This is a genomic window from Streptomyces fildesensis, assembly GCF_016107395.1.
Classification (GTDB): domain Bacteria; phylum Actinomycetota; class Actinomycetes; order Streptomycetales; family Streptomycetaceae; genus Actinacidiphila; species Actinacidiphila fildesensis.
This window is the reverse complement of sequence record NZ_JAAIKO010000008.1, coordinates 239,293-261,935: the sequence shown is the minus strand read 5'-3', so window position 1 is coordinate 261,935 and position 22,643 is coordinate 239,293. Positions and strand designations below refer to the sequence as shown.

Here is a 22,643-nt window from a genome sequence, read left to right as displayed (position 1 = left end):
AGTTGTCCCCAGGACCGGCTGTGTCATTTGACACGGCCGGTTCTTGCGTTCATAACGTTTCGACAGAGAATCGACGGGTGGCGAACACCCCCCGCGCTCGACTGGTTCCGTTGCGGTGATACCAGTCGTGCGATTTGGCACCCCAAAGAGCTTATGCCCTATTTATGTCAGCGTGTTCGAGTGTTCGTTGCACTTTGTACGACGTTTGGCTACTACCCCCATGACGTGCTGAAATTCGCAGAACCCGAGAGTAGTAACGGCACTTTGCTGTGTTGTCGCCGAGAGGTTGTTGGTCAAGTGAGGGACACGAGGCGAGCAGAGCCGGGCTCCGCGGATGGCCCCCGGGGCAATTTCACACCGCCCCAGCGGTACGAGGGCGTGCCCGACGCGACCGCTGTCGCCACCCCGGAGCCTGCCGGGTCCGGCAGCCGTTTCGCGGTGCGCAACTGGCGGGTGGCCACCAGGCTGAACGCCATCCTCCTCATCCCGGTACTCGTCGCCCTCGTCATGGGCGGCTTCACCGTGCAGAACTCCGTGCACACCTGGCAGCAGGCGGACGCCGCCAAGCGCACCGCCATCCTGGTGCGCGCGGCGGCCGGCTACAGCCACGCCTTGATCAACGAACGTGACGTCACGGTCGTTCCCCTGGTGCAGGGCAGGCGGGACGACCCGGTGGTGACAGGGGCCTACGCGGCCACCGACGCCGCCGCCCAGGTCTTCAACGAAGCCGTCGACCAGATGCCCGCCTCCGCCTCCCTGGAGCGCCGCGTGGAGGGCTTCCGCAAGGCGGAGCCCCGCCTGCAGACCATCCGCAAGGCCGCCTACACCCGGCAGCTGCCCGACAAGCAGACCGAAGAGGCGTACGTCAGCGTGCAGCACCCGCTGATGGAACTCTCCAACGAGCTGAACCTCGGCACCGGGAACATCACCAGCTACGGCCGCACCCTCTACGCCATCTCGCTGGCCAAGGCCGCCGAGTCGCTGAGCCGCTCCATCGGCATGCACATCCTGGTCGAGGGCCAGGTGCCGGCCAGGGAGAAGAAGCTCCAGCAGACCGCCCTCACCTCGTACCTCTACCTGCAGGGCATCGCGCTCCAGGAGTACAGCGGCGGCGGTACCCCCGCCGACGCCCAGCACCTGAAGGACGCCCAGGCCGCCGCGGAGAAGAAGGGCAAGGAGCAGCTCACGGCCGCCGCCGCGCAGGCCGAGCAGGCCGGTCAGACGTTCGTGCCCCCGCCGGGCATCGAGAAGATGGTCGCCGAGATCGCCTCGGACAAGTCGGCCAAGGAGCTCCGCGCCGAGGGCATCACCCCGGAGAGCTGGTTCGCCAGCAACACGCTCGCCTTCGACGCGTACCGGACCGTCGAGCAGAACCTCGCAGAAACGGCCGTGGGCGACGCCGAGACCATCTCCTCCAGCGCCAAGACCGACGCGATCATCAACGCGGCCATCGTCGTCCTCGCCCTGATCGTCGCCTTCATCATCGCGGGCATGATGGCGCGCAACATGAGCCGCAGCATGCGCAAGCTGCGCAACGCCGCCTTCGACGTCGCCGAACAGCGGCTGCCGGGGCTGGTCGACCAGCTGTCGCGCACCGACCCGGGCCGGGTGGACACCACGGTCCAGCCGATCCCGATCACCAGCCACGACGAGATCGGCGAGGTCGCCCGCGCCTTCGACCAGGTGCACCGCGAGGCCGTGCGGCTCGCCGCCGAGCAGGCTCTGCTGCGGGGCAACGTCAACGCGATCTTCACCAACCTCTCGCGCCGGAACCAGGGCCTCATCCAGCGACAGCTCACGCTGATCACCGAGCTGGAGAACAACGAGGCGGACCCGGACCAGCTCGAGAACCTGTTCAAGATGGACCACCTCGCCACCCGTATGCGGCGCAACGGCGAGAACCTGCTGGTCCTCGCCGGCGAGGAGCCGGGCCGCCGCTGGAACCAGCCGGTCCCGCTCGTCGACGTGCTGCGCGCGGCGGCCTCCGAGGTGGAGGCGTACGAGCGCATCGAGCTGGTCGGGATACCGGAGACGGAAATCCACGGCACCGCCGTGACCGACCTCGTGCACCTGCTGGCCGAGCTGCTGGAGAACGCCACCACGTTCTCCTCGCCGCAGACCAAGGTGCGGGTCACCGCGACCCGGCTGCCGGACGGCCGCGTCATGGTCGAGATCCACGACAAGGGCATCGGCCTGACCGCCGAGGACTTCGCCGACATCAACCACAAGCTGGCCGACCCGCCGACCGTGGACGTCGCGATCTCCCAGCGGATGGGCCTGTTCGTGGTCGGCCGGCTCGCCGACCGGCACGGTGTCCGCGTCCAGCTGCGCCCCTCGGGCGAGCAGGCCGGCACCACCTCGCTCGTCATGCTCCCGGAGCCGATCACCCACGGTGGTGGCGGCGAGGACCAGCTGCCCGAGGACGACGATTCGGACTTCACCGTGTCGCGCATCGTCCCCGAGCACTCGACCGCCGAGTTCGGCTACCAGCCGACCGCCGCCGAGCTGGGCTTCGACGACTCCCAGTACGAGCGGTCGGACGAGTCCGCGTTCACGGCCTCCGGCGCCCCCGGGCAGCTCGACCCCGTCGGCCGCTCGCTGCAGCGCGAGGAGCGCCGTGCCCAACTGGAGGCCTCGGCCTCGGAACGGCCGGAGGACGTCGCGATGTTCGGCGACGACATCCCGCGGCAGCGGGGACAGCAGGACCAGCAGGGGTACGAGCCGCAGTACGACGGCGGCTACGCCCCGGGCCAGGACTTCCAGGGCCAGGGCTACCCGGCGCAGGACTTCCAGGGGCAGGACTTCGGCGGGCAGGACTTCGCCGGCCAGCCGGAGTACAACGGTCAGGGCGACCCGTACGGTGCGCAGCCCGCGTACCAGCAGCCGTCGTCCTACGAGCCGGAGTGGCAGCAGGACTTCCCGGTCCAGCCCGCACCTTCCGGAGCTCCCGTCCCACCCGTGCTGGACGACTGGGCGCAGCCCGTCGCCCAGCAGGATCAGCAGGCGCCGGATTCCGTTCCCGGGGCCCCCTTCGGGGCGCCGGAGAGCGTAGGCTCCCCCTCGCTGACGGATGCCGGCCTGCCACGCCGCGACCGGCAGTGGCCGCAACCGGACCAGGTGGCGGCGGAGCCGGCGGTCCAGCCGGTCCCCCAGCCCGATCCGGAGCCGGAACAGGCGCCGGAAGAGGCCGAGACCGACTGGCGTTCCCAGAACGACCAGCACTGGCAGCGGGCCGAACAGGTCCGCGAACCCAAGGCGGGTGGGGTAACCCCCTCCGGCCTGCCCCGTCGAGTACCCAAGGCCAACCTGGTCGCGGGTACCGCACAGCAGACTCCGCAGGGCGGCCCACAGGTCTCCCGCGCGCCGGAGGACGTCCGCGGCCGGCTGAGCAATCTGCGCCGTGGCGTCCAGCAGGGACGCACTGCGGGAACTGACACGAACGGCCAGGCCCCCGACCATCACTACGGTGGCCCTCAGAACCAGGAGCGTTAGTTGAGTCCGATGAGCCAGGCGGCACAGAATCTGAACTGGTTGATCACCAACTTCGTGGACAACACCCCTGGGGTGTCCCACACGGTGGTGGTCTCCGCCGACGGCCTGCTGCTCGCGATGTCCGAGGGTTTCCCTCGTGACCGCGCCGACCAGCTCGCCGCCGTCGCCTCCGGCCTGACCTCGCTCACCGCCGGAGCCTCCCGCATCTTCGAAGGCGGCGCCGTCAACCAGACGGTCGTGGAGATGGAACGCGGATTCCTCTTCCTCATGTCCGTCTCCGAGGGTTCCTCGATCGCCGTACTCGCTCACCCCGAGTGCGACATCGGCCTCGTCGGGTACGAGATGGCCCTGCTGGTCGACCGGACCGGGACCGTCCTCACCCCCGACCTCCGCTCCGAACTTCAAGGCAGTTTGCTCAATTAGCAGTCTTCTCAACTAGGTGCCTGCTCAACTAACGGACAGGCGTGCGGGCGCGTCCCCGTACCCATAGGGTGCGGGAACGCAGCCCCCACAACCTTCATCAGGAGGAGGAACCGTGACAACGCCACCAGGCGGAGATCCGTACGGCAGCCAGCAGCAGCAGCCGCCTCTGAACCGTTACAACTTCCCCTCGGCTCCGACTCCTGACCCCGAGCCGCGCTACCGCCAGCCCCGGATCCAGCCGTACGATCCGCCGCAGGCACCGGCACGGCCCGGCCGGCAGCGCGCCCAGGCCCCTTCCGGGCTGGTGCGGCCGTACGCCATGACCGGGGGCCGGACCCGGCCGCGCTACCAGCTCGCCATCGAGGCGCTGGTCAGCACCACGGCCGACCCGGTGCAGTTGCGGGGGCAGTTGCCGGAGCACCAGCGGATCTGCATTCTCTGCCGGGAGATCAAGTCGGTGGCGGAGATCTCCGCACTGCTGACGATCCCTCTCGGTGTCGCCCGTATTCTCGTCGCCGACCTGGCCGAGGCCGGGCTGGTCGCCGTCCACCAGCCCGGTGGCGACGAGTCCGCGGGTGGTCAGCCAGAAGTGACATTGCTTGAAAGGGTGCTCAGTGGACTTCGCAAGCTCTAACGGGGCGACCCGCTCCACGACCTCCGCGAAGATCGTGGTGGCGGGCGGGTTCGGCGTGGGCAAGACCACGTTCGTCGGTGCCGTCTCGGAGATCAACCCGCTGCGCACCGAAGCTGTGATGACCTCCGCGTCGGCCGGTATCGACGACCTGACGCACGCGCCCGACAAGACCACGACCACCGTGGCGATGGACTTCGGCCGCATCACGCTGGACGAGGACCTGATCCTGTACCTGTTCGGTACCCCGGGCCAGGACCGCTTCTGGTTCATGTGGGACGACCTGGTGCGCGGAGCGATCGGCGCCGTCGTCCTGGTGGACACCCGGCGGCTCGCGGACTGTTTCCCGGCCGTGGACTACTTCGAGAACAGCGGCCTGCCGTTCGTGATCGCGCTCAACGGCTTCGACGGCCACCAGCCGTACGGCCCCGAGGAGGTGCGCGAGGCCCTGCAGATCGGGCCCGAGGCACCGATCATCACCACGGACGCCCGCAACCGCGGTGAGGCGAAGTCCGCGCTGATCACCCTGGTGGAGCACGCGCTGATGGCGCGCCTGCGCTGAGGATCCCCCCAAACGAGAAACGCCGGGCCGGCCCCTACGGGGGCCGCCCGGCGTTCTGTCGTTCTGCGGTGTTTCTGTCGTGCTGAGGCACGTCAGGGACGTACCGGCGGGATCAGCCCTGCCAGCTGTGCGAGCTGCGGAAGCCCGGAGTGCGCTCCAGGCGGCGCCAGCCGGCCGTGGAGCGGGGCTGCTCGTAGCTGGTGGCGGCGTGGCCGTTGGCGGCGGCGCGGGCCAGCAGGACCGCGGTGAGAGCCGCGAGCTCCTCGGCGCTGGCGTGGCCCTTCTCGACGCGGACCAGGGTGTCCGGGGTCACGGTGTCGGGGGCCAGAGCGTCGGGGGCCAGGGTGTCGGCGGGAGTACTCAAGGTGGTCTCCATTACTGCGGCGGGTTGCCGTGCTTGCGCGACGGCAGGTCTGCGTGCTTGGTCCGGAGCATCGCCAGCGAGCGAATGAGCACCTCGCGGGTCTCGGCCGGGTCGATGACGTCGTCCACCAAACCGCGTTCCGCGGCGTAGTAGGGGTGCATCAGTTCGGCCTTGTACTCCTTGACCATGCGGGCACGCATGGCCTCGGGGTCGTCGGCCTCGGCGATCTGCTTGCGGAAGATGACATTGGCGGCACCTTCGGCGCCCATCACCGCGATCTCGTTGGTGGGCCAGGCGTACGTGAGGTCGGCCCCGATGGACTGGGAGTCCATGACGATGTAGGCGCCGCCGTAGGCCTTGCGCAGGATCAGCGAGATCCTCGGCACGGTGGCGTTGCAGTACGCGTAGAGCAGCTTCGCTCCGTGCCGGATGATCCCACCATGCTCCTGGTCGACGCCCGGCAGGAAGCCGGGTACGTCCAGGAGAGTGATGAGCGGGATGTTGAAGGCGTCGCACATCTGGACGAAACGCGCGGCCTTTTCGGACGCCGCGATGTCCAGGACGCCCGCCATGCTGTTGGGCTGGTTGGCGATGATGCCGACCACCTGGCCGTCCAGCCGGGAGAGCGCGACGATGATGTTGGTGGCCCACCGCTCGTGGATCTCCAGGTACTCGCCCTCGTCGACGATCTCCTCGATGACCTTGCGCATGTCGTACGCGCGGTTGCCGTCGGCCGGCACGAGGTCCAGCAGGACGTCGCCGCGGCGGTCGGCCGGGTCGGAGGTCTCGGTGGCGGGCGGGTTCTCCCGGTTGTTCTGCGGGAGCAGCGAGAGCAGGTAGCGGACCTCTTCGAGGCAGTGCTGCTCGTCGTCGTAGGCGAAGTGCGAGACGCCGGAGACCTCGGAGTGGACGTCGGCGCCGCCGAGCCCGTTCTGGGAGATCTTCTCGCCGGTCACGGCCTGGACGACGTCCGGTCCCGTGATGAACATCTGCGAGGTCTCGCGGACCATGAAGACGAAGTCGGTCAGCGCCGGGCTGTAGGCCGCGCCGCCCGCGCACGGGCCGAGCATCACGGAGATCTGCGGGATGACACCCGAGGCCCGGGTGTTGCGCTGGAAGATGCCGCCGTAGCCGGCGAGCGCCGAGACGCCCTCCTGGATACGGGCGCCGGCGCCGTCGTTCAGCGACACCAGCGGGGCGCCCGAGGAGATGGCCATGTCCATGATCTTGTGGATCTTGGTGGCGTGCGCCTCGCCGAGCGCGCCGCCGAAGATCCGGAAGTCATGGGCGTAGACGAACACGGTCCGGCCGTGGACGGTGCCCCAGCCGGTGATGACACCGTCGGTGTACGGCTTCTTCGCCTCCAGGCCGAAGCCCGTGGCGCGGTGCCGGCGCAGCGGCTCGACCTCGTTGAAGGAGCCCTCGTCCAGCAGCAGCGCGATCCTCTCGCGTGCGGTCAGCTTGCCCTTGGCGCGCTGCGCCTCGGTCGCCCGCTCGCTGGGGCCGCGCAGGACCTGCTCGCGGATCGCGCGAAGCTCGGCCACGCGCCCGCGAGCGTCGTTCACCTCGACGGGCACCTCTTCCAGAAAGCTCATGTATCGACAGTACGAGCGGGACCCCCGCGAACGGGGGGTCCACTTCGTACAGTGTCCGCTCCGACTTCATGGCGGGTATCGACAGAACCAAAAGAGGACCGGGCCCCGCGCATGGCACGCGGGACCCGGTTTTTTGTACCTTTCGCCCTACCGTCCGGCGACCGCTCCGGCCAGCGCGAGGATCCGGCGGGCGTCCTCGACGTGCAGGTTCTCGATCATCCGGCCGTCGACCGTGACCACGCCGCGCCCCTCTGACGTGGCCTGATCGAAGGCTTCGATGATCCGGCGGGAGTGTGCGACCGCATCGTCGGAGGGTGCGAAGAGCCGGTTGCAGGGCTCCAGCTGCTTCGGGTGGATCAAGGTCTTGCCGTCGAATCCGAACTGGCGCCCCTGGAGGCATTCGGCCTCGAAGCCCGCCAGGTCCTGCACGTCGTTGTAGACACCGTCCAAGATGGTCTTGCCGGTGGCGCGGGCGGCGAGCAGCGCCAGCGAGAGACCGGTCAGCAGCGGGGCCCGGCCGGGGACGTGCTCGGCGTGCAGTTCCTTGGCCAGATCGTTGGTGCCCATCACCAGGACGGTCAGCCGCTCGCTCGCGGCGGCGATGGCGCGGGCGTCGAACATCGCCTGCGGCGTCTCGATCATGGCCCAGATCGCGGTGCGGTCGGGGGCGCCGGCCGCCTCCAGGGCGCGCTCGACGGCCCGTACGGTCTCCGGGGAGTCGACCTTGGGGACGACGACGGCGTCCGGGCCGGCCTCGGCGGCGGCACGCAGGTCGTCGGCGTGCCATTCGGTGTCCGGGGCGTTGACCCGGATCGTCACCTCGCGGTAGCCGTACTCCCCGGACGCGGCGGCGGCCGCGACGCGCTTGCGGGCGTCGGCCTTGGCGTCCGGCGCCACGGAGTCCTCGAGGTCGAGGATGAGCGCGTCGGTGGGGAGCGTCTTGGCCTTCTCCAGCGCGCGTTCGTTGGCCCCGGGCATGTAGAGCACGGAGCGGCGGGGGCGGAGGGTGCTGTCCGTCATGGTCGTCACTCCTTCTCTGCCGCGGCGTACGCCTCGGCGAGCTCGGGGTCGCGGGCGGCGAGGGTGTCGGCCAGTTCGGAGACCACCAGGCACTGCTTGTACGTCGCGTCGTCCTGCATCTTGCCGTCGATCATGACGGCGCCGGTGCCGTCGCCCATCGCGTCGATCACCTTGCGGGCCCAGGCGACATCGGCCGGGGAGGGCGAGAAGACCTTCTTGGCAATGGCGATCTGCACCGGGTGCAGGCTCCAGGCGCCGACGCAGCCGAGCAGGAAGGCGTTCCGGAACTGGTCCTCGCAGGCGAGGGTGTCGCGGATGTCGCCGAAGGGCCCGTAGTACGGCAGGATCCCGTGCGCCGCGCAGGCGTCGACCATGCGGGCGATCGTGTAGTGCCACAGGTCCTGCTGGAACGTGGCGCGCGGGGCGTCGGCGTCGGACGGGTTCGGGTCCTCCCTGACCAGGTAGCCGGGGTGGCCACCGCCGACCCGGGTGGTCTTCATCCGGCGGCTGGCGGCCAGGTCGGCCGGGCCCAGCGAGATGCCCTGCATCCGGGGACTGGCGCCGGCGATCTCCTCGACGTTCGCGACGCCGGTCGCGGTCTCCAGGATGGCGTGCACCAGGATCGGCCGCGTGATGCCGGCCTTCGCCTCCAGCTGCGCCAGCAGCCGGTCGACGTAGTGGATGTCCTCGGCGCCCTCGACCTTGGGCACCATGATGACGTCGAGCTTGTCGCCGATCTCGGTGACCAGGGTGAGCAGGTCGTCCAGCGCCCACGGCGAGTCCAGGCTGTTGATCCGCGTCCACAGCTGGGTGTCGCCGAACTCCGTCGCCTTGGCGATCTGCACGAGCCCGTTCCGGGCGGCCTCCTTGCGGTCGGCCTGGATGGCGTCCTCCAGGTTGCCCAGCAGCACGTCCACCTGGGGCGCGATGGAGGGGACCTTGGCAGCCATCTTCTCGTTGCCCGGATCGAAGAAGTGGATCATCCGCGAGGGCCGGAACGGCACCTCCCGTACCGGGGCCGGAGCCCCTACGGCCAGCGGGCGGAAGAAGTCCTTCGCGGAACGCATGCGGTCTCCCGGATGTCGGTCGAGGGTGGGGAGGAGCGTACGGCGATCACCCTACGGCCACCACTGCCGCACGTTACCGGCCAGTATGTGTGCCGTTGGTCACCGCGTGTCAGCAGCCCGGCCGTATGCCCTGGCCAACGCTCCCTGCTCCCTACTCCGTAGCCGTACCCGTGCCCGTGCCCGTGCCGGGAATCCAGCGCATCGTCATGTCGGGCAGGTTCTCCATGTTGCGGCTGCCGTCGTTGGTGTCCAGGACGGTGAAGCCGTGCCGCTCGTAGAACGCGCGGGCGCCGGTGTTGGCCTGGAAGACGTGCAGCGACAGGCCGTCGGGACTGTTGCGCCGCACCTCGCCGAGGAGCGCCGAGCCGACGCCCCGGCGGCGGGCCTCCGGCCGCAGGTACAGCTGCTCCAGCATGTCGCCCTCCAGCGCGGCGTAGCCGAGCACCTCGCCGTAGGAGTCGACCGCCACCCAGGCCTGGCCCTCGGTGAGCACGATGTTCTCCACCCACCACGCGACCTCCTCCAGGCTCCGCTGCTGCGGAGGGAGGTACGGCATGGTGCCGGCGCGTGACGCCAGGTGGATCTCGGCGATGACAACCGCGTCCCCGATGTCCGCGGGCCGGATCTCCAGCCTGCCGTTGTACCGGCCGGTGGGCGTGTTGTCCTGCGTCCTGTCATCCGTCACGCGGGCACCTTACGAGCAAGCTGCCCGCGTGAACGAATCATTTAGACCGCGTGTCACGCCAGAGTCACCGTGGCCCGGTGGGTCGCCCCGGTGGTGCCCGGCGCGATGGTGAGCCGCAGTGAGGCCCCGGTGCCGGTGACGGTGACTGTGGCGTCCTTGGAGGTGACGGCGGACACCGGCCGGCTCCAGGTGATGTCGAGCGAGCCGCCGGACCGGGGCGGCTCCGAGACGCAGACCGTGGCCGTGGTGCCGCTGACGCGGATCATGACGGAGGCCGGGAGCGAGGCGGTGACGCCGCCGACGGTGCCCGCCGACCAGAAGTTGATCCCGGTGAACCCCAGCGACGGCACCGAGACGCCCTGCTGCGCGGCGGTGTTGGCGAGGGTCACCAGCCAGCCGGTGGCGGCGGCGCGGGCCGCGGTGGCGGCGGCGGTCGCGCCCGGCATGACGAGATAGGCGTAGGAGGCGTTGGTCGGGTTCACGCCGTGGTCGAGCCAGAGGGTGAGATAGCGGCGGGTCAGCGCATCGGTCGTGCCGCCGGTGTTGATGGCGGCCCAGGTGCCGGTGCGCGCCTCGCGCACCGCCTTCACCGTCGCTCCCCCGCCGCCCGGGAAGACATAGCCCCCGAAGCCGGTGATCCGGGCCCAGGTGGTGCCGGCCAGGGTCGCGGACCAGCCGAGCGCCGTGGACTGCGTGGTGCCGTTGACGGCGAGGCCGTGGGTGCCGGTCGCGCCGAGGTTCCGGTTCTCGACGACGGTCTCGACGGCCGTGCCGTCGGTGCTGGTGATGCCCGCGCCGAGACAGACGACCGTGTCGTCCAGACAGAACCACGACTTGCGGGCGCTCATCGTGCTCGACAGGCCCTTGAGGTGCTGGCCGACCGCCGCGAACACTCCGTCCGTGGCGCCGCCGACCCAGGTCACGTCCGGCCGCGCCGCGCCCCACGCGCCGCCCTCCCCGTCCGCGAGTGCCTTCTTCGACACCGTGGTGCCGGGCAGCCGGTACGGGTCGACGGTGGGCCAGAAGGCGTCGCTGTACTGGCCGTTGCCGTAGGTGGAGCCCCACCAGGAGAGCATGCCCGAGCCGGTGTGCCAGCCCCGCAGGTTCTCGCCGTTGCCGTTCTCGTAGTACGTGATGCGCTTCGAGGCCATGCTGATCGCGGCGGCCCAGTCGGCGCGGCGGTGGACGGCCCGGTCCATGCCGGTGAAGAGCCGGTGCGCGACGGGTTCCGCCACCGCGGTCACGGCGCTGTCGGCGATGGCCTGCAGCCGGGCGAGGTCGGCTGTGCCGAGCTTGGCGTCCGCCAGCACCGGGCTGTAGTAGTCGCGCTGGATCCAGCCCTTCACCAGGCCCTGCCAGCGGGTCCGCTCGTTGGCGCTCGCGCCCTCGGCGAGCAGCGCGATGTGGGCGAGCAGCGGATGACCGCGCCGGTGGTCGTCGCCCTGGATACGGGTGGGATCGGTGGTGGCGACGCCCCGGCTGATGGCGCGCCCGGAGACGGCGTCCATGACCAGGCCGTTGTAGAGGAAGGGTGCGTACGCCTTCTCGACCGAGTCCAGGATGATCTGCCGGTTCGGGTCGGTGACCGCCCAGGTGGAGCCGGCGAGCAGGGCGAACAGCCGCGCCAGGCCGTCGATCTGCACCTCGCTGTAGGAGCCGGTGTACGCGACATAGGTGTGCTGGACGAACGAGCCGTCGGCGTACAGCCCGTCGCCGGTCGTCACGTACGGGAAGACCGGCGACAGCGCGTCGCGGGCCAGCACCAGCTTCGCCGCCGACTTGCCCAGCACGCCCCGGGTGGCGATGACCCGGCACAGGTCGACCCGGTTCGCGCCGGTGCTGGTGCCGGAGTACGAGCCGACGGCGGAGTCCGGCACGAAGTGGTCGACGGCCCGCAGGTAGGAGGCGGTCTGAGCCGCGCTCAGCGCGTCGTAGGCCACGGTCACCGTGTCGAGCAGGAGCCGGGGGCTGCCGATCTGCCAGTCCCACCAGTTGGGGAGGAACGGCGTGGTGTTCTCGTTGTAGACCTGCCCGTAGAGGTGGTCCAGGCCCCGCACGACCGCCGCGATCAGCGCCGGGTCGGCGGTGGAGCCGGTGGCGGGCTGGGCCCAGGCCTGCGCCATCTCGTTGAGCCGGGCGTAACTGCCGGTGATGGAGGCGGTGCTGCTCAGCGGCTGGTCGGGCCAGAGCGATCCGGTGGCCGGGGCCATGGACGCCAGTGAGGTGCGCGCGGCGGTGCCGAGGGTGGCGAGCTTCGTCGCGTACGGCTCGGCAGCGGCGTCGAATCCGGTGCCCAGGGTGAGGGCGCGCCAGCGCAGCCGCAGGGTGTCGAAGGCGTCCGCGGCCTCCGTGGTGGCGGCCGCGGCGGGGGCGGTGGCAGCAGGTGCGGCGGCAGCGGGCGAGGCGGCGGGAAGGCCTGCGGCAACGGTCGCGGCGCCGCTTCCGGCGAGGAATGTCCGGCGGGACCAGGGGGAGGGCATGGCGGTTGGAACCTCCATGGGCGAAGACGACGGTGTGCTTCACTTCTCTCTAGTAAGCGGTTTCTATCACGGGCGTTCCGCACCCCACAACGGATTGAACACTGTTTGATTCTTTGGATTGTGGCGACAGGAACGCCCACTTACGATCACGCTGACGCCAACCGCAGCAGCACGTCACAGCACCGGAGAACCCTCATGCTCGAGATGTCACCCGAGGGCTTCTCCCTCGACGGCCGCCCCCTGCGCCTGCTGTCCGGCGCACTGCACTACTTCCGCACACTCCCCGAACAGTGGCCGCACCGGCTGCGCATGCTGCGCGCGATGGGCCTGAACACCGTGGAGACGTACGTCCCGTGGAACCTCCACGAGCCGCGCCCCGGCGAGTACGACTTCGACGGCATCGCCGACCTGGACGCCTTCCTGCGCGCCTCCGCCGAGGCCGGCCTGCACGCGATCGTGCGCCCCAGCCCGTACATCTGCGCGGAGTGGGAGAACGGCGGACTGCCCTGGTGGCTGCTGGCCGACCGCAACCTGCGGCTGCGGGTCGCCGACCCGCAGTACCTGGCCCATGTGGACCGCTGGTACGACCGGCTGATCCCGATGATCGCGGCCCATCAGACCACCAGGGGCGGAAATGTGCTGATGGTCCAAATAGAAAATGAATACGGGTCATTCGGTACGGATAGCGCTTACCTGCAGTACCTCGCCGACGGCCTGAGGTCGCGCGGGATCGACGTCCCGCTGTTCACCTCCGACGGTCCGGAGGACTTCTTCCTCATTGGCGGGGCTGCCCCCGGCCATCTCGCCACCGTCAACTTCGGCAGCCGCGCCACCGAGGCGTTCGGCGAGCTGCGCCGCTTCCGGCCGCAGGACCCGGCGATGTGCATGGAGTTCTGGAACGGCTGGTTCGACCACTGGGGTGAGAAGCACACCGTCCGCTCCCCCGAGGACGCCGCCGGCGCGCTGCGCGAGATCCTGGAGAACGACGCCTCCGTCAACCTCTACATGGCGCACGGCGGCACCAACTTCGGTACCTGGGCGGGCGCCAACACCGCCGACCCGCGCACCGGCGAGGGCTACCAGCCGACGATCACGTCCTACGACTACGACGCGCCGATCGACGAGCGCGGCGCGCCCACCCCCAAGTTCTGGGCGTTCCGCGAGGTGCTCGCGGCCTACGCCGAACAGCCGGCGCCGGACCCCGAGCCGATGCCGCCGCTGCTGGCGCCCGCCCGGATCGAACTCACCGAGTCCGTACCGCTGTTCGACGTCATCGGGCAGCTCTCGACCGGCACCGTCCACTCCCCGGTGCCGCCGTCCTTCGAGGAACTCGGCCTGGCCCACGGCCTGGTGCTCTACCGGACCAGCATCCCCGGCCCCCGCAAGGCGTATCCGCTCACCCTGGAGGGGCTGGCCGACCGGGCGCACGTCTTCGTGGACGGCGCACAGGCCGCCGTACTGGAACGCGACGGCGACGAGCGGCCGGAGATCGCGGTGGACGGGTCGGCCGCCCGGCTGGAGCTGCTCGTCGAGTCCATGGGCCGGGTCAACTACGGTGCCGCGATCGGCGACCGCAAGGGCCTGTCGGGCGTGCTGCACACCCAGCAGTACCTGCACGGCTGGACCGCCGAGCCGGTGCCGCTCGGCGACGGGACGCCGGACAGCCTGCCGTGGGGCGCCGCCGCTGCCTCAAGCAGCCCGGCCCCCGCCGCGTTCCACCGCGGCTTCCTGGACGTCGACGTGCCCGCGGACGGCTACCTCGCGCTGCCCGGCTGGACCAAGGGCTACGTCTGGGTCAACGGCTTCTGCCTGGGCCGCTACTGGGACCGCGGCCCGCAGCGGACCCTCTACGTGCCGTGGCCTCTGCTGCGTCCCGGCCGCAACGAGATCGCCGTCCTCGAACTCGACGGGCACGCCGGACCGTTCGTCGAGATCCGCACCGAACCCGACCTCGGCTGACCGGCCGGTTCCACAGGCCGGCTCCACTGGCCGGTTCCGTCGACCGGTTTTGTCGACCGGTTCCGTCGACCGGTTCTGCGGTCCATCCATCTGGTCTAGTCCATTTTTCCACCTCGCCACCGGATCCGGGCGGGGCATCCAGTACCGTCCGACCTGACGGACGGAACGACGAAGGGACGGCACCTCCATGTCGATCACCGCGGAAGAGATCGCCACCCAGCCCGAGTGCTGGGAGCGCGCCGCCGGACTCATCCCCGAGGTCGCGGGCCTGCTGCCCGCCACCGGGGAGAAGGTCGCGGTCGTGGGCTGCGGTACTTCCTGGTTCATGGCCCAGTCGTACGCCGTGCTGCGCGAGCGCGCCGGGCTGGGCGTGACCGACGCCTTCGCCGCCTCCGAGTTCCCCTACGGCCGCGACTACGACCGGATCGTGGCCATCACCCGCTCCGGCACCACCACCGAGGTGCTGGAACTGCTCCGCAAGGTGCGCGGGACGGGCGGGACGCGCGGAACGGTCAGGACCACAGCGGTCATCGGCGATCCGGACACCCCGATCGTGGACCTCGTGGACGACCTGGTCGTGCTGGACTTCGCCGACGAGAAGTCCGTCGTCCAGACCCGCTTCGCGACCAGCGTGCTGGCGCTGCTCCGCACCCACCTGGGCGAGGACATCGCGCCCGCCGTCGCCGACGCGCGCCGCGCGATCGCCGAGGTGCTGTCGCCGGACCTGCTGGGCGCCGAACAGTTCAGCTTCCTGGGCACCGGCTGGTCCTACGGCATCGCGCTGGAGGCCGGCCTCAAGATGCGGGAGGCGGCGGGCGCCTGGACCGAGTCGTACCCCGCGATGGAGTACCGGCACGGCCCCATCTCGATCACCGGCCCGAACCGGATCGCCTGGGTCTTCGGCGATCTCCCGGAGGGCCTGGACGGGGACGTGGCGCGCACCGGCGGCACGCTGGAGGCCTCGGGCACCGACCCGCTGGCCGATCTGATCCGGGTGCAGCGGCTGGCCGTCGCCATCGCCGAGGCGAACGGCCTCAACCCCGACACCCCGCGCAACCTGACGCGTTCCGTCGTTCTGTCCTGACGCGCTCCGCCTGCTTCCGTCCGACTACCTGAATCCGACTGCTTGAAGGGGATCCCATGCCACTGGTCACCACGGGTGAGATCACCGGCCCCGCGATGGCCGCCGGCCGGGGGGTCGGCGCGTTCAACGTCATCCAGCTGGAGCACGCCACCGCCATCACGGCGGGCGCGGAGCGCGCGGGTCTGCCGGTGATCCTGCAGATCAGCGAGAACGCGGTGCTCTACCACGGCGCCCTGGAGCCGGTCGCGGCCGCGACCCTCGCCATCGCCCGCGCCGCCTCCGTACCGGTCGCCGTCCACCTCGACCACGCGACCGACCGCATGCTCGTGGAGCAGGCCGTCGCGCTGGGCCTCACCTCGGTGATGTTCGACGCCTCGACGCTGCCCTACGAGGAGAACGTGGCCGTCACCGCCTCGGTGGCCGAGCACTGCCACCGCGCGGGCGTCTGGCTGGAGGCCGAGCTGGGCGAGGTCGGCGGCAAGGACGGGGTGCACGCGCCGGGCGTGCGCACCGATCCGGCCGAGGCGGCGGCGTACGTCGCGGCGACCGGCGTGGACGGCCTGGCCGTCGCCGTCGGCACGTCGCACGCGATGAGCACGCGGACCGCTGCGCTGGACTTCGAGCTGATCGGACGGCTGCGAGCCGATGTCAGGGTGCCGCTCGTCCTGCACGGCTCGTCGGGCGTCTCGGACGAGGACCTGGCGCGGGCCGTCACGCACGGCATGGTGAAGGTCAACATCGCCACCCACCTCAACGCCTGCTTCACGGCGGCGGTGCGCGAGACGCTGACGGCACAGCCGCAACTGACCGACCCCCGCAAGTACCTCGGCCCGGGGCGCTCCGCCGTCACGGACGAGGTGGCACGACTGCTGCGGGTACTGGCCGGTCCGGCCGCGGGCTAGGGCGCCGGCGCCGGCTCCAGGGAGCGTCCTCGCCGGACGTCACGGCACCTGGCTGAGAAAAGCGCCGCTGGTTCCGTTCAGCGGAACGTCTGTGGACAGGCCGAAGGGCTTGCCGGAAATCTGGCCGTCACGCAGTTTCCACTGATCCGAGGGAGAAATCGCTCATGAGATCTCGTCTGAAATATCGGCTAGGGCTGTTAGCGGCGGCGACCGGAATCGCAGCACTGGTCCTCCCCGGGACCGCCAACGCCGACGCACAGGCCGACAGCTACCTCTGGCACAGTCTCGCCGGCGCGCACAAGTGTGTGGGGCTGGCCAACAACGGAAGCACCGCGAACGGCACGGCCCTGGTCATCTGGGACTGCCACGGCCACCCCGACCAGCAGTGGCAGTGGCAGACCGGGCTCTGAGCACGGTGCTCCGCACCTAGGCAGCCGGTCACGGGCGGTGCGGGCCGTGACCGGCTCGTTCGGAACTCTCAGCAGCCGCCGCAGTTGTAGTAGAGGACGTCCCAGTGGCTGCCCTCGTCGGCGTAGATGTTCCCCGACCCGGACTTGTACTGCGGAGCACCGTCGCCCCGCAGCCCGATGTACGTGAACCGGTGGATGTAGTTGGTGATGCAGGTGTTCTTGCCGAAGTCGAGCTTGTAGCCGTTCCAGTGGCTGTACGTGCCGCTCGCGTGCCCGGTCTCCGTGCCGCCGGTGATGTTCAGGGCGCAGCCGCTCGCGTGCTTGAGCGTGACGGCACCCTGCGCGGTGGCCAGGTTGAGCTGGTCGAAGGACGTACAGGTGGAGACGTTGCGGTTGGAGCAGCCGCCGGACGAGGACCAGGTGATCCCCGCCGAGCTGAACATGGACGTGGCCTGTGCGTGTGTCAGCTTGCTGACCGCGTAGGCGTCGTGGGAGGCGGCGATGCCGACCCCCGGGGCGAACAGGACACCGAGCGCGAGAACGAGCGCGCTCAGCACCCTGCGGAGCTTCATCACTCTGCTGGGACTCATATGGGAACCTCCTGCGGGATACGTGCAACCGGTGGGGCGGTTGTGCAGGTGCCGCTGTTGGTGCGTGACGAGTGTGCCCGAGTTCTACGCGCGTCCGCCAGAGGGTGGCCGGACGGGTAACAGGCCGTGCCCGCGGAGGCGTTGGCGCTGTGTTGGTGGGCCGCTGGGGCGATCGCACAGCATGGACCCGTCGCCGCCCACCCCCAGGCCGTGCACATCCGTGACTCCAAGGACCCTGACGGCCCGGCTCTGACGGTCTCGCCCGCCGCCTGGACCCGCTTCGTCGCCTTCGCCGCCGGGGCCGACCTCACCGCGTAGGCGTACGACGCCGCCCGGTCCGCAGCGCCTGGTCACCGTGAGTCAGGAATAGGCCAGGTCTTTACCGTTCTTTGCGAGCTCCAGGTTGTCCGGCCCCCGTGGGCTTGAAACGATCAATGGATTGCCGAACAGGGGAACTCCCGCAGTTGATGTGGCGCGCCCGCATGCCGCGAAATCCTCCCCGGCATTCAGATCATGACCAGGGCGAGCGGAATGGTTGCGGGGATGGCGGACCTCAAAGTGTCCTACGACAGGCTCGAAGAATCGACGAAGAGCCTGCAGACGATCCAGCGGGAGCTGGGGGACACGGGCGGGCGCCAGAAGGAAATCAAGGAATTTCTCGGCTCCGGTGACATCGCTCACGCGATGCACGACTTCGCCAGCAACTGGGACTACCACCGGCACAAGCTGCTGGACAAGGTGAAGGCGATGGGCGAGATGGCCGAGAAGACCATGGAAGCCTTCAAGGACGTGGACAAGAAGCTCGAAGACGGCCTCGACGGAGCAGGCAAGAAGAAGTAGCCCCGTCTCCCCCCGCCAGTAGTCGATCCAGCATGTTCACGTCTGAGGAGAACCAGCAGCATGAGTAGGCCGCCGGACTACGAATGGGCCGTGCTCGACGAGAGCCAGGACCCGATACCCGGGGAACCGCACGAGGTTCGAGCCGAAGCCAAGCGACTCAGCAAAATGGCCGAGACGATCCGCGATCAGATCGGCCTGTTGACGGATATCGCAGGCGACGAGAACGTCGGCAAGTTCGCCGACAAGCTCCGCGATACCGCTTCGGAACTCAAGGGCGACCTGGGAAAGGTCGCCACCCGGTACGAGACGGTGTCCGGGTATTTGGGCAGTTGGGCCGACGACCTGGACCACTGCCAGTCCGAGTCGCTGAAGGCCCTGACCAAGGCCCAGGCCGTCGCGCCGACCGCCAACTCCCCCGAAGCGAAGCCGGCGCCCGGGCAGCCGGCGCCGAAACTCACCCCGGAGCAGCAACACCACAAGGACGTCCTGGACCACGCGAAACAGGCTGCCCAGGGCGAACTGGCGCAGGCGAAAACGCAGTTGGCGCATACGAAGAGCCATCGGGACGAACGTGCCCACCATTGGATGCAGAAGATCGAGGACACCGAACACGACGGCTTGAAGGACAGCCGGTGGGACGGGATCAAAGACTTCATCCATGAGCATGCCGGGCTGATCAAGCTGCTCGCCGACATCTGTACCTGGATCGTCACCGCCCTCATCATCGTCTCGCTCTTCATCCCCGGCCTGGACATCGTCACCGCCCTGCTCGGTGGACTGATGCTGGCCGCCCTGCTCGGCCATACCGCCGTCGCCCTCACCGGCGACGGCTCCTGGACGGACGTGGCGATGGACGCCTTCGCCATCGTCACCCTGGGCACCGCGGCCTGGGCGAAGGGCCTGCTGGACGGCTCGACGGAGTTCGCCGAGGGAGTGGCGAACGCGACGCGCGCCGGAGCGGAGGGCGAGGAGGGCGGGACGAACGCGAGCCGGGCATTGGCCGAAGGCGCGGACATGGCAGAAGGCGCGGACCAGGAAGGCTTCACCCGACTGTGGTCCTCGCTGTCCGACTACGGCACCGCGGTCGGCCAGAAGTTCCTCGCCGGCGGCGAGAAGGAAGTCCTGGAGAACATGACGAAACTCCGCCAACTCGCTGAGGAGTTCCCGAACACCCGGCTGTTCCCCAACGCGCTCACTCGCGCGGGCGGCTTCCTGAAGACGGTGCGGATCATCAATGGCGCCGCCAATGCGGCCGACGAGTTCAGCCACTGGGCGGGCGGCAGCGACACGTTCAACTTCATCGGGAACCTGGTGCACGGCAAGGGGTTCGACGGCGATCTCCTGCACCCGGTGGTGGAAGGCGACACCTCGAAGCCCTTGCCCATATTCGGCAAGTTCAAGGAACTGACCACCGTGGAGGTCGGCTCATGACAGTGAGCGGATACCGGCTGGTCGTCCCGGACGAGTGGGAGAAGATCCCGGTCCAGCGGGGCACGGACAAGGCCATCGCCGCCCTCCTCGACCGCGCCTTCGCGAAGCATGGACGCGATCAGGTCGCCCAGTACCGGCGGGAGTTGGAGGCGCGGCTGAAAAAGGTGATCAACCAGGCGCGTCAAAACGCGGGCGTCGATCTCTTCCTGCCCATGGGAAACCGCGAGCAGAACCTTCCGGCCTCGTTCCTGATCTCCTACGTCGAATTCGGGCGGCTCGACGCACCTGATCCCCAGCAGGTGCTGGCCGAAGTACTGTCGACGACTCGGGGTGGGGAGCCGGTGGAAATCGCCGGGTGCTCCGGCATCCGGACGGAACGGAACTACGACGCCGATCCGGAACGCGAGGTCGATTACGCGTCGCGGCGCATCGAGTACATACTTCCCGTGCCCGGAACCGCCGACAGCTGGCTGCTCTCCTCGTTCTCCACATTCGGTGGGGGAAGCCCCGACGACGACATCGCAAAACTCCTCGGCGCGCTGTTCGATGCGATCATGAGCACGTTCCGGTGGAAGTACCAGCAGGAGGACGCGTGAGCTTCGACCACCGCAAGTCGACGGAGAACTGGGCCCGGATCGACTACGACCGGGACGTCTGGTTTCCCATCCCTCTTGCCTTCAAGGGCACCAAATGGGCGGATGCCGCCGAGTGGGCTTTCGACTACGCCGGTGACCGCTTCCTTCGTGGCGGCCGGGAGCTGACCAAGAAGGTCGTGAAGAAGGAAGTTCTGCCCTTCGCGCAAGCCCTGGTCCGGGGGCAGAGCGAAATCGTCGGCAGCGTGGCTGCGCACAAGCTGTACTTTCACTGCCCCGACTACACGAAGATGCCGGTCGCGGTCGCCATCGCACTGTGGAAGCGTGAAGGAACCAGGGAAGAGGCGTTCCAGCACTACAGCTACTTCGGCACCAAGAGCGCGACGGTCCAACCGGTTGCGGAGTGGTTCGAGACCGAAGCGCTCGGTCGGGGCGTCAAGGCCCAGTGGAGCGGTGTCACCGAAATCGGTCAGTACGACCAGGTCAACTACATCTTCCGCGACGACGACTTCGACACGGACGTGCACGTCTTCCTGATGTCGTGGGACCACCAGCGATTCCTGGAAGTCCTCCCCGACCTGGACGCATTCGTCCGCAGCATCCGCTGCATCCCGGACCCGGACAAGACCGGAACCGGGTCCACCGGACAGGCCCCCGCCACCAGCTGACGGGGGCCCCGGGCCCCATTACTCCTGCGGGTCGACGCCCGCCCGCAGCAGCCCGTACGCGTAAGCGTCGTCCAGCGCCTGCCAGGACGCGGCGATCACGTTCTCGGCCACACCGACCGTGTTCCACTCGCCCTTGCGGTCGCTGGTGGTGACCAGGACGCGGGTGGTGGAGTCGGTGCCCTGGCGGCCTTCGAGGATGCGGACCTTGTAGTCGACCAGCTGGAGCTCGGCGAGCTGCGGGTAGATCCGTTCCAGGGCGACGCGCAGTGCGCGGTCGAGGGCGTTGACGGGGCCGTTGCCCTCCGCTGTGGCGACGATGCGCTCGCCCTTCGCCCACACCTTCACCGTGGCCTCGTTGGCGTGGGTGCCGTCGGGGCGGTCCTCGACGATCGCGCGCCAGGACTCGACGCGGAAGTAGCGGCGGGGGCGGCCGTTGATCTCGTCGCGCAGCAGCAGTTCGAAGGAGGCGTCGGCCGCCTCGTAGGTGTAGCCCTGGAGCTCGCGCTCCTTGACGCGGGCGACGACCCGGCCGACGAGCTCGCGGTCGTCGCCGAGGTCGATGCCGAGTTCCTTGCCCTTGAGCTCGATGGAGGCGCGTCCCGCCATGTCGGAGACGAGCATCCGCATGGTGTTGCCGACCTGCTCGGGGTCGATGTGCTGGTAGAGGTCCGGGTCGACCTTGATCGCGGAGGCGTGCAGACCGGCCTTGTGCGCGAAGGCGGAGACGCCGACGTAGGGCTGGTGGGTGGACGGCGCGAGGTTGACGACCTCGGCGATGGCGTGCGAGATGCGGGTCATCTCGGCCAGCGCGCCCTCGGGGAGCACCTTCTTGCCGTACTTGAGCTCCAGGGCGGCGACCACCGGGAAGAGGTTGGAGTTGCCGACCCGCTCGCCGTAGCCGTTGGCCGTGCACTGCACGTGGGTGGCGCCCGCGTCGACGGCGGCGAGGGTGTTGGCGACCGCGCAGCCGGTGTCGTCCTGGGCGTGGATGCCCAGCCGCGCGTCGGTGTCGGCGAGGACGAGGCCGACCACGGCCTGTACCTGTGCGGGCAGCATGCCGCCGTTGGTGTCGCAGAGGACGACGACGTCGGCGCCGGCCTCGTGCGCGGTCCTCACGACCTGCTTCGCGTACTCCGGGTTGGCCTTGTAGCCGTCGAAGAAGTGCTCGCAGTCGACGAACACCCGCCTTCCCTGCTCGCGCAGGTAGGAGACGGTGTCGCGGACCATCTCCAGGTTCTCTTCCAGCGTGGTGCGCAGCGCCAGCTCGACATGACGGTCGTGGGATTTGGCGACCAGCGTGATCACCGGAGCCTGGGAGTCCAGCAGCGCCTTGACCTGCATGTCCTCGGCGGCCTTGCCGCCGGGGCGGCGGGTGGCACCGAAGGCGACCAACGTGGCGTGCCGCAGTTCCAGCTCGGTGGCGGCACGGGCGAAGAACTCGGTGTCGCGGGGGTTGGCGCCCGGCCAGCCGCCCTCGATGAAGCCCACCCCGAAGTCGTCCAGGTGCCGGGCGATCGTCAGCTTGTCCGCGACGGTGAGGTTGATCCCCTCACGCTGCGCGCCGTCGCGCAGCGTGGTGTCGAAGACATGGAAGCTGTCGTCCAATGCGGCTGTCATGGTGGTGAGACTCCTGTCGGATGAGTGGCTACCGGAAGACCCGTCTCCACTTGCCCCCAATGATCCCTCGCGCTTCGCGTCCGGCGTGGGTGGGCCGGGAAACGAAAAAACCTCTCGCGGATGCGAGAGGTCTGCACGCGGGTCTGGGACACGGTGGTCGCTGCCGTACGTTTTCTACGGGGCGCTCACTGCGGACCGGCGTGCGCTGTCCATAATGATGACGTTGGAGA

The 22,643-nt window shown here is 69.4% G+C and carries 20 protein-coding genes and 1 pseudogene; 13 read left to right on the top strand and 8 right to left on the bottom strand.

Annotated elements, in window-relative coordinates:
• The first annotated feature begins 297 nt into the window (after window positions 1-297).
• The 4 genes from C6N31_RS15780 to C6N31_RS15765 all read left to right on the top strand — a co-directional run bounded on the left by C6N31_RS15780 (window position 298) and on the right by C6N31_RS15765 (window position 5,108).
• Window positions 298-3,492: a sensor histidine kinase gene (locus C6N31_RS15780; RefSeq protein ID WP_381586281.1), complete on the top strand. Its 3,195-nt coding sequence runs from the start codon at window positions 298-300 to the stop codon at window positions 3,490-3,492.
• 9 nt (window positions 3,493-3,501) lie between these two features.
• Window positions 3,502-3,915, top strand: a complete 414-nt coding sequence (locus C6N31_RS15775; RefSeq protein WP_198357707.1) for a roadblock/LC7 domain-containing protein — start codon at window positions 3,502-3,504, stop codon at window positions 3,913-3,915.
• Window positions 3,916-4,027: 112 nt separating this feature from the next.
• Window positions 4,028-4,549, top strand: coding sequence for a DUF742 domain-containing protein (locus C6N31_RS15770; protein WP_138358190.1), 522 nt, complete (start codon window positions 4,028-4,030; stop codon window positions 4,547-4,549).
• A complete protein-coding gene (locus C6N31_RS15765; protein WP_138358192.1) occupies window positions 4,530-5,108 on the top strand; it encodes a GTP-binding protein in 579 nt (192 codons plus the stop codon). Before C6N31_RS15770 ends, C6N31_RS15765 begins: the two co-directional genes overlap by 20 nt.
• 112 nt (window positions 5,109-5,220) lie before the next feature.
• Here the strand turns inward: C6N31_RS15765 and C6N31_RS15760 are convergent, their stop codons facing one another.
• The 6 genes from C6N31_RS15760 to C6N31_RS15735 form a co-directional block, all read right to left on the bottom strand.
• A complete protein-coding gene (locus C6N31_RS15760) occupies window positions 5,221-5,484 on the bottom strand; it encodes an acyl-CoA carboxylase epsilon subunit (RefSeq protein WP_138358194.1) in 264 nt (87 codons plus the stop codon).
• Window positions 5,484-7,067, bottom strand: a complete 1,584-nt coding sequence (locus C6N31_RS15755) for an acyl-CoA carboxylase subunit beta (RefSeq protein ID WP_138358196.1) — start codon at window positions 7,065-7,067, stop codon at window positions 5,484-5,486. Before C6N31_RS15755 ends, C6N31_RS15760 begins: the two co-directional genes overlap by 1 nt.
• 147 nt (window positions 7,068-7,214) lie before the next feature.
• A complete protein-coding gene (locus tag C6N31_RS15750; RefSeq protein WP_138358198.1) occupies window positions 7,215-8,087 on the bottom strand; it encodes an HpcH/HpaI aldolase/citrate lyase family protein in 873 nt (290 codons plus the stop codon).
• A gap of 5 nt (window positions 8,088-8,092) precedes the next feature.
• Entirely contained in the window at window positions 8,093-9,154 is a 1,062-nt protein-coding gene (locus C6N31_RS15745) for an HpcH/HpaI aldolase/citrate lyase family protein (RefSeq protein ID WP_138358200.1), read from the bottom strand.
• Window positions 9,155-9,305: 151 nt separating this feature from the next.
• Entirely contained in the window at window positions 9,306-9,839 is a 534-nt protein-coding gene (locus tag C6N31_RS15740) for a GNAT family N-acetyltransferase (RefSeq protein WP_307811407.1), read from the bottom strand.
• A 53-nt stretch (window positions 9,840-9,892) separates the two neighbouring features.
• Entirely contained in the window at window positions 9,893-12,319 is a 2,427-nt protein-coding gene (locus C6N31_RS15735) for a polysaccharide lyase 8 family protein (RefSeq protein ID WP_198357701.1), read from the bottom strand.
• A gap of 195 nt (window positions 12,320-12,514) precedes the next feature.
• On the opposite strand from C6N31_RS15735, the gene C6N31_RS15730 reads away from it, so the two are divergent.
• From C6N31_RS15730 to C6N31_RS15715, 4 genes are all read left to right on the top strand, one after another.
• Window positions 12,515-14,278, top strand: coding sequence for a glycoside hydrolase family 35 protein (locus C6N31_RS15730; RefSeq protein ID WP_198357700.1), 1,764 nt, complete (start codon window positions 12,515-12,517; stop codon window positions 14,276-14,278).
• Window positions 14,279-14,465: 187 nt separating this feature from the next.
• On the top strand, window positions 14,466-15,362 hold the full coding sequence (locus C6N31_RS15725) for an SIS domain-containing protein (protein ID WP_138358206.1): 897 nt from the start codon (window positions 14,466-14,468) through the stop codon (window positions 15,360-15,362).
• A 56-nt stretch (window positions 15,363-15,418) separates the two neighbouring features.
• Entirely contained in the window at window positions 15,419-16,264 is an 846-nt protein-coding gene (locus tag C6N31_RS15720) for a class II fructose-bisphosphate aldolase (RefSeq protein ID WP_138358208.1), read from the top strand.
• A 164-nt stretch (window positions 16,265-16,428) separates the two neighbouring features.
• The gene (locus C6N31_RS15715; RefSeq protein ID WP_138358210.1) at window positions 16,429-16,674 is read left to right on the top strand and encodes a ricin-type beta-trefoil lectin domain protein; all 246 of its coding nucleotides are present in this window, start codon (window positions 16,429-16,431) and stop codon (window positions 16,672-16,674) included.
• A gap of 68 nt (window positions 16,675-16,742) precedes the next feature.
• On the opposite strand, the gene C6N31_RS15710 is transcribed toward C6N31_RS15715, so the two are convergent.
• Window positions 16,743-17,246: a hypothetical protein gene (locus tag C6N31_RS15710; protein WP_138358232.1), complete on the bottom strand. Its 504-nt coding sequence runs from the start codon at window positions 17,244-17,246 to the stop codon at window positions 16,743-16,745.
• Between the two features lie 207 nt (window positions 17,247-17,453).
• Here C6N31_RS15710 and C6N31_RS15705 point away from each other — a divergent pair.
• From C6N31_RS15705 to C6N31_RS15685, 5 genes and pseudogenes are all read left to right on the top strand, one after another.
• Window positions 17,454-17,582 (top strand): annotated as a pseudogene (locus tag C6N31_RS15705) (DUF397 domain-containing protein); the annotation flags it as partial.
• Between the two features lie 225 nt (window positions 17,583-17,807).
• Window positions 17,808-18,104 (top strand): hypothetical protein, encoded by a 297-nt coding sequence (locus C6N31_RS15700; RefSeq protein WP_198357699.1) that lies wholly within the window; start codon window positions 17,808-17,810, stop codon window positions 18,102-18,104.
• A gap of 60 nt (window positions 18,105-18,164) precedes the next feature.
• Window positions 18,165-19,535 carry a hypothetical protein gene (locus tag C6N31_RS15695; protein ID WP_198357698.1) on the top strand — a complete coding sequence of 457 codons (1,371 nt, stop codon included), beginning with the start codon at window positions 18,165-18,167 and terminating at the stop codon, window positions 19,533-19,535.
• Window positions 19,532-20,131 (top strand): hypothetical protein, encoded by a 600-nt coding sequence (locus tag C6N31_RS15690; protein ID WP_138358218.1) that lies wholly within the window; start codon window positions 19,532-19,534, stop codon window positions 20,129-20,131. Before C6N31_RS15695 ends, C6N31_RS15690 begins: the two co-directional genes overlap by 4 nt.
• Window positions 20,128-20,796 carry a hypothetical protein gene (locus C6N31_RS15685; RefSeq protein ID WP_138358220.1) on the top strand — a complete coding sequence of 223 codons (669 nt, stop codon included), beginning with the start codon at window positions 20,128-20,130 and terminating at the stop codon, window positions 20,794-20,796. The genes C6N31_RS15690 and C6N31_RS15685 overlap by 4 nt, the downstream gene beginning before the upstream one ends.
• 18 nt (window positions 20,797-20,814) lie before the next feature.
• On the opposite strand, the gene cimA is transcribed toward C6N31_RS15685, so the two are convergent.
• Entirely contained in the window at window positions 20,815-22,413 is a 1,599-nt protein-coding gene (cimA, locus tag C6N31_RS15680; protein WP_138358222.1) for a citramalate synthase, read from the bottom strand.
• Window positions 22,414-22,643: the final 230 nt, after the last annotated feature.